The sequence below is a fragment of the Blastococcus sp. CCUG 61487 genome (genome assembly GCF_005222955.1).
Lineage (GTDB): Bacteria > Actinomycetota > Actinomycetes > Mycobacteriales > Geodermatophilaceae > Blastococcus.
On the sequence record NZ_LWUA01000066.1, the window covers coordinates 1 to 7,441 of the forward strand.

A 7,441-nucleotide genomic window follows, 5' to 3' on the forward strand; every position below is an offset into this window, starting at 1 on the left:
AATCGACTCAACTGCAGCGGGGGCAATCGCTCCAACATTTAGACGTAGGGCCACAGGATCGCTCCTGTCTCCGGACCGAGCCGAGTCACGCCGCTTCCGACGGCTCCCCTGCTGCCCCGGCCGCCCGTCGACCACTAGGTTGCGCAGGACAACCCAAGCTTGCGTCCGGAGGGGCGCCTGAGAGGATGCCGATGTCGCAGACCCCGCCGGACCGCAAGACACCGCGATCCAGCCGCACGGTCATCCCGGCAGGGCTGGTGGCAACCCTTCGCATGCTGCCTGTGGTGGCTCCTGCCATGACAGCTGTAGCCGCATTGGCCGTACTGCTCGCGGGTTTGACTCCAGTCGCCTATCGAGTCCTTTCTGGCTACCTCATTGATCTAATCGACACGGATACAGAGCAGCATGCGGCCCTGATCGTCACTGTCTCCGCCGGCTTGATCGCCGTACTCATCTTCCATGAGGTTGCCTTGCCACTGACGGTAGCTACGTCGGAAGTTTTCGGCTACTGGATCAACCGTCATATTAGGCTTCGACTGATGCGCGCTGTAGCGCTTCCAACCGGTGTGGCCCATCTGGAGCGCCCTGAATCCGCGAAAGTATTAATGCAAGCCAGCCGCATTGGCGCCTCGGGTATGACTCCCGGCGCCGCCGTCGCTGGACTGGCGGCGCTTTTGGTTGTCCACGTCCAAGCCCTCGGCTGCGCACTCATTCTATCAACGTTTCGCTGGTGGCTGGGACCCGCACTTCTTGCCTTGTCTTCGGCCATTCTCGGTCTTCTTCTTCGCGACTACGCTCGCGCCATGAAACTACTGTCGGGCCAAACCGCGGCGCTCCGACGGGCCGATTATCTTCGACGAACGGCAACTTCTCCCGAAGCTTTCGCGGAGATTCGACTGTTTAGCCTCCACTCATGGTTCCTCGGACGTTTTCGGCAAGAATGGGACCAAGCGATTCGAGCGGTATGGCGGGCTCGTCGGCCCCACGTCATCTACGCCCTGGTAGGCATCAGCGCATTGTCGGGATTCACGGCCTTCACAGTCTTTCTGCTGGCGGAAGCGCAGTATGTCGACGAGATCACCCCAGGAGCTCTCGTCACTTATCTCCTGGCACTGTTGGGATTTCTCCCTGCCTTCGTCGTTAATAACCGGTACCTCCGAGCTATAGAAGGCGCCGCAGTGATCGAGCCGGTTGAAGCCTTCGAGCGAGGTTGCTCAGTGCGACCAGAAACCACATCCAGCACACCGCTCGCCACCAACGCGCCTGGGAAAGCGCTATCTCTAAGACGTGTATCGTTCAGCTATCCCGAGTCAGACCGGCTCGTGCTGAACGAGCTAACGCTAGATATTCCTGCCGGATCGTCGCTTGGCATCGTCGGCCTCAATGGCGCAGGCAAGACAACACTGATCAAGTTGCTCACTCGCCTGTACGCTCCGACTGACGGTACTATCCTCTGCGACGGAGTCGACATTGCGAACTTTCAGGTCGACGTCTGGCGTGAGCGATTTGCGGTTATGTCACAGGACGGATTACGCCTTCCCCTCACTGCCTCCGAAAACATCACCGCAGGCCTTGACCCGTCCGTTGTGTCCCCCGAGATCATGCAGGAAGCGATCGACGCGGCAGGGGCAGCGACGCTCATCCGCGACCTTCCGAACGGATTGCGCACGCCTCTCGGGAAAGGCGTACGGGGAGCTGTTGACCTGTCCGGCGGGCAGTGGCAGCGTATAGCCGCTGCCCGTGCACTCCTTGCGACGCGTTACGGCGCCACCGTTCTGGTCCTTGATGAGCCGACCTCTCAACTGGACGTCAGAGCCGAAGCGGAGTTCTTTAAGACCTTCACCGCCATGAACCACTTGACGCGGATCTTGATCTCACACCGTCTAGCAAGTGTTCGGCTCGCGGACCACGTCGTCCTTTTAGATGCTGGCTCCATAGTGGAGTCCGGGTCGCATGATGACCTCGTGGACGCTGGCGGGCGTTACGCGCAGATGTTCAACCTCCAGAGGGGCCAATTCATCGATGAGCGGTAACGTCAGTCGTCGTTTTCGGGATATCGTGCGAAGCAGCCGCGAGTCCGCGCTGGCGCTGAAGATGCTGATTTCCTTGGCGCGACAAGCAGACGGCATGCGTGCAGCCCTCGTCTTTACCCTTCGTCCGTTGAATGTCTTTCTGCCCGCCGTGTCCGTGCTCTGGGTGGCGGCTCTCATGGAGGGGGTTGACTCGAAGGGAGATGCGACCCTTCCGGCCATCGGCATCGGCGCAACGTTTGCGGTTGTCCTCGTGTGCAGTTGGGGCGGAGCGGTCGTCGAGGCTCGACTGCAGGAGTCCACCACGCGCGTGTTGGACGAGCACATCATCGAGCTGGTCGCGCAAACCTCGACTCAGACCCAGTTCGACCGGCCCGAGTACCGCGACACGTTGGAGCTGTTGCGCGAGGACACGGCGACGTTGCCTTCCACGCTAAGCGCGATCGTAGACATGGTCTCGGCCACCATCGCGCTTATAGGCGCACTAACCGTGTTGTGGATCGTGTATCCCCCACTGACCGGCCTCGTACTTTTCGCAGTCCCGTCTCTACTATTGGCGAACCGCTCAGAGAAAGTTCGCCAACGAATACTATTCGACACTGCAGAAGCCACGCGCGTGGCATCTACACTGTTTGATCTCGCTACGTCGCCGACCGCCGCCAAGGAACTGCGGCTCTTGCGATACTCTGAAGAGATTCTTGGACGCTACGAGCAGATATCTGCCGACGTAGTACGCGACCGTCGGCGCGGGTGGCTTCTCTGGGCATCCTGGCGCAGCGCTGGCTGGATCATATTTATGCTCGGCTTCATAGGCGCCCTGGTGGTCGTCGTCAGCGGCACGAGCAGCGGCCGTTTCGCGCCGAGTGCGACAATTATTATTATCGTCCTCGGACTGCAGCTCAATGCCATTGTTGCAAACTTGGCGCATTCAACCACGTTCACGGTTGCGGGCCTCCAGGCTATTAAACGTCTACGTTCCCTCAATGGACTCACACCTCCCCGCTTGCATGAGGACATCAAGCCTCCGGCCCGGGTAGCTCGCGGGATTGACATGGCATCTGTGTCTTTCCAGTACGAGGGCCGCGAACCCGTTCTATATGAGCTCGAGCTCTCACTCCCACGCGGAACTGTCACTGCTGTTGTGGGCGAGAACGGCGAGGGGAAGACTACCCTTATAAAGCTTCTAGCTGGCCATCTCGAGCCCACACGCGGAGAGATCAGGTTGGACGGCATTCCCATCCATACTCTCCCTCGCGAGCAGCTGTATGCGCGCATTACGGCCTGCTTCCAAGACTTCGTCCGGTATGAACTGGTCGCGAGAGAGAACGTCGCCGTAGGTGATGTTCAACATATTGACAACAGTGGAGCAGTCAGAAGAGCCCTCCAGCGAGCCGGATCCGAGAATGTCGCTGATTCACTCCCCCAGGGGTTGAACACCCAATTGGGCCGCACTTTTGAGGATGGCTACGAACCCTCGGGCGGCCAGTGGCAAAGATTGGCCATGGGTAGGGCCATGATGCGGACCAGCCCTTTACTCCTACTGCTTGATGAGCCGACTTCATCCTTTGATGCTATTGCCGAGCACGACTTGTTGATCGCCTTCACGAAGACGATGCGTTCCCTGAGCCAAGAAGTAGGGACGGTCGGCATAGTCGTCTCTCATCGACTCTCCACGGCCCGGTTCGCGGATCAGATCGCCGTCTTGGACGGCGGTCGCATAAGCGAAATCGGGACCCACGACGAACTCTTGGCAACAGGGGGAAAGTACGCGGAACTCTTCAGATTGCACAGGCAGCCTTATCTGGCAACCAGCGAGGACCTCCTTTCTTCGACCCGTAAAGCCGACGGTATGCAAATTGGCTAAGCGCTCCGACGTGGTCGACGTCTGGCTAGTGGACATCCGAACAGCGGCGCGCTCCCTTATCCCTACTCATCTTCATCTTACGAAGGCCGAGTCGCAACACTTCGCCACAATGCGCGTTGGCCGCGCATCGAGGGAGTATTTGACTTCTCGAGGCATTTCGCGACAGATTCTCGCTCGCCGTCTAGTGGCGCCTGCTGAGTTGCTCGTCTTCGACCGCGAATGCCACCGATGCGGGCGTCAACATGGGAAACCCCGACTGGGCCCACCCTTCACTGACCAGCTTCACTTCAATATCAGTCACTCATCTGATGTGATGCTGCTGGCCGTCGCCAATCGAGAAGTCGGCATCGACGTTGAGTCCCTCAATCGCCGACTGCCCGCCGGCTTCGATGAGCGAATCTTGAGTCCGGCCGAGCGTGACATTGTCCTACGTACGCCCGCGGATGATCGCGCGCGACAACGCCTCCAGCTATGGACGCGCAAAGAAGCGTACTTAAAGGCGACTGGTCGTGGGCTTCTTCGCGACTTGCCCAGTGTGTCGGTCTCAGGGCAATTCGGAGAGCCGCAGCTCGCTGGGGAGGACGCCGCCTCTTGGACCGTTCTCGACCTCCAACTGCCACCCGGCCGCGCTTGCGTCGCGTCATTGGCGATTTTCGGTGCAGCGCCAACAATTCGCATTCACGACTGGCAGCCATAGCCCACCCACCGCCCGGGGTGCTTGGCTCCAGTTGAGGCCCAAATCGGTCCGAGCGGCTGCGGGGTTCGGAGCGAACCACTTAACGTATTCGTCCAACGTCAACTCCTGACGCGAACTACGCTGCCCGTCATGGAACAGTCGTCGGCATGCGAGGCTTGCTTGCGCTCCAATGCGATCATCATGGGTCAGGCAGCAACAGGACTAGCGACGGGCGTGCGGCTGACGCCTCAGGGCCGCATCGAGAAGCGACGTCCCGCCACGTCGCGTGGAGGGACAGGCGAGGCCCTAAGCAGAGACGGCACCGTCTCTACACTTCGAGCGAGAGCCTCGGTCCGCACAAGAGACTTGCCGGGCGTGCAGGGACAGGCGTCTCTCTTCCACCTGTGGCTTAGCGTCCGCCTATGCCTTGGACACCCCTCCATGCGGCCTTAGGCGAGACTGGAAACCACCTCGCCTTCCACCTGGTACAGCGAGCCTGCGATGAGCGGCTCAGCGAGCGCGCGGAGCTGGACTGGAAACGCGATCTCTCCCTGACAGCCGGGAAGGGCGAGCCGGGGAAGCGGCTGCGGCTGGCACCGCGGACGGCCCGTGGGCAGCCGGATACACCGAACGACCCTGAGTCGTCCATAGGGCGCGTGGTCAATGGAGGGAGGTGATGACCGCGGGCCGGGTTGATGTGGGGTCAGGTCAGGGCAAGAGAAGCCCGCACCAGCGGTAGCGTCAGGCACGTCGAGGTGCTCGGGATGAGACGTGTAGGAAACTTCATCTCCGGGAGACCTCGACCCCTATCAGTCATCGACACGTCGACCGCCCAGCGACCTACGCCGTCAACTGTGAAGAGCTACATAGGCAGTACCGTTTCCCCTGGGCCAAGATGTTCGGGACATCCAACGAAATCAAACAGAGGAAGCTCGTGGGTAAAGAGGCGCCACTGACGACCGACAGTCAAGTTACCATTGCCGTCGACGTAATGGGTGCTGACCACGGCCCTGCGGAGATCGTAAAGGGGATTCGTGCGGCCCTTGACCACGACCCTGCCCTGCTGTGCATCGCCGTCGGCACGTCGGCGGTAGTTCGTCAGCACATCCTCTCGATCGCGTCCCCGCGCCTAACCTATGTCATCGCCGATGAAGTAATCACGATGGACGACAATCCAATAAGCGCGGTGCGAGAAAAGCGCCAGTCCTCGCTTCTAGCGACGCTACGCCTATTGAAGGTCGGCACAGCCGATGCCGCTGTCACGGCAGCCAACACGGGTGGCACGCTTGTGGCGGCAGCGGCAATCCTCCGTCGTATTCCCAACGTTAAGCACCCCGCGCTCGCTACAATGATTTCCCTCCCGATGTCGAAGCCAACCGTGCTAGTCGATTGCGGTGGTTCCGTTGAGCGGATTCCAGAGTGGCTTGTGCAGTTCGCGAGTCTTGGAATCGTCGTTGCGCGGTCACTCTTGAGGGTTCAAGATCCATGCGTCGGGCTTCTGGCAAATGGAACTGAAGTGGCGAAGGGCGATGAAGTGATGGCGAAGGCGCATCGCCTACTGGAAGGCACTCTCTCCCAATATAGAGGTTTCGTAGAACCTGACGCGCTATTCGCTCCCGAGCCACACGTTGTCGTATCCGACGGACTGGTCGGCAATATCGTTGTGAAGACCGTCGAGGCCACCTTCGCGACACTGAGTCCGTTGATCGACAGGTCGCGGCTGAGCGAGCCTGCCGAGGCGGTAGGAGCGTCGGATGCGTTCGATTCGTCGCCAAAGCGTATTGGTTGGGGCGGCCTTATCCTCGGCATACGTGGCACCGTGGTTAAGGCTCATGGCACCGGTACCGCGGAGAACACCTTTGGCGCCCTTCTCCTGGCGGCTTCAGCGCACCGTGCGCGCGTTACCGATGAACTTTCGAATGAGTTTCATGTTGACTAACGGGGTAGCCGGCGACCCGACGCGAGTCCGGCATCTATTGGACAGCGCCTCCTGTGGATGGTGTAGCAGTGGCGCGGGTCGGGGCGCTGACCTGTCATCGCGTCTTCGCATCGGCGCGGTCAGCGGGACGTCGACGCATTGCGCTTGAAACCGGGCCGGCGGACACGAGGCGCTGCACACAAGTTTCGATGCATCGGGGCGAGGCGAGCGGGGCCATCCGCGGCGATGCGCTGCGGCCGAGGGTTCTTCCCACTCTATGAGCGTGGACAGCTGTTGGTCGACCTGCCCGTGACGCAGATTCTGGGCGTGGAGGCGATCGGGATTGCTCCCGGTTCGGATGACTTCTTGCCTGTGGGGCTGCGGCCTCGCTGGGTGACCGAGGTGGCTGGAGCAACGACGCCGATGCCCAGCGGCGGGAGCTGCGCGGCGCCAGAAGCTGCTCGAGCGGGAGATCGAGATCCTGCGTCGAGCCACAGCGCTTCGCCGCGGCGTCCTCCTAAAAATGACCTACCAGCTGGTCCCTCGGCGATGAACCCGGTAGCCGAACGGGGGTTCGTCGCCCTGGACGTCGTTAGGCGGCGTTGATCAGGTGCGCGGCGTCCCAGTCCGCTGCGAGACCGGGTTGGCGGCCCACTATTTGAAGACCCGCGTGGAGAAGCCCAGCGCCCGGCCGATCACCGCGACAGGGATGTTCTCGGCGGCCGATTGAGGGGTAAGGATCAGCATCGTTGGAAGCCCTATCCGGCGGAGTTCCGTTGTGACGTAGACGCGGTGGTCCGCAGGAGCGAGGCGGCGGTCGCCCAGGTGGCCAAGGACTCCAGGGGGGCGAGCGCAGGGCCGTCCTCACGGTCGGCAATCTTCAGCTAGCGCTGCAGGCAGGTCTCGCAGGCTCCATGCCAGCTACAAGAACACGGCCTGACCGCTGGGGAGGA

At 61.1% G+C, this 7,441-nt stretch carries 4 protein-coding genes; all 4 read left to right on the top strand.

The features are described 5' to 3' along the window. Positions 1–191: 191 nt before the first annotated feature. The 4 genes from A6V29_RS05425 (at position 192) to A6V29_RS05440 (ending at position 6,509) form a co-directional block, all read left to right on the top strand. Positions 192–2,033, top strand: coding sequence for an ATP-binding cassette domain-containing protein (locus A6V29_RS05425; RefSeq protein WP_170977702.1), 1,842 nt, complete (start codon positions 192–194; stop codon positions 2,031–2,033). Then, on the top strand, positions 2,023–3,894 hold the full coding sequence (locus A6V29_RS05430; RefSeq protein ID WP_170977703.1) for an ABC transporter ATP-binding protein: 1,872 nt from the start codon (positions 2,023–2,025) through the stop codon (positions 3,892–3,894). The genes A6V29_RS05425 and A6V29_RS05430 overlap by 11 nt, the downstream gene beginning before the upstream one ends. A 313-nt stretch (positions 3,895–4,207) precedes the next feature. Continuing rightward, positions 4,208–4,591 carry a 4'-phosphopantetheinyl transferase family protein gene (locus A6V29_RS22110; RefSeq protein WP_170977704.1) on the top strand — a complete coding sequence of 128 codons (384 nt, stop codon included), beginning with the start codon at positions 4,208–4,210 and terminating at the stop codon, positions 4,589–4,591. A gap of 874 nt (positions 4,592–5,465) precedes the next feature. Beyond that, positions 5,466–6,509: a phosphate acetyl/acyltransferase gene (locus A6V29_RS05440; RefSeq protein ID WP_137159365.1), complete on the top strand. Its 1,044-nt coding sequence runs from the start codon at positions 5,466–5,468 to the stop codon at positions 6,507–6,509. The last annotated feature ends 932 nt before the right edge of the window (positions 6,510–7,441 follow it).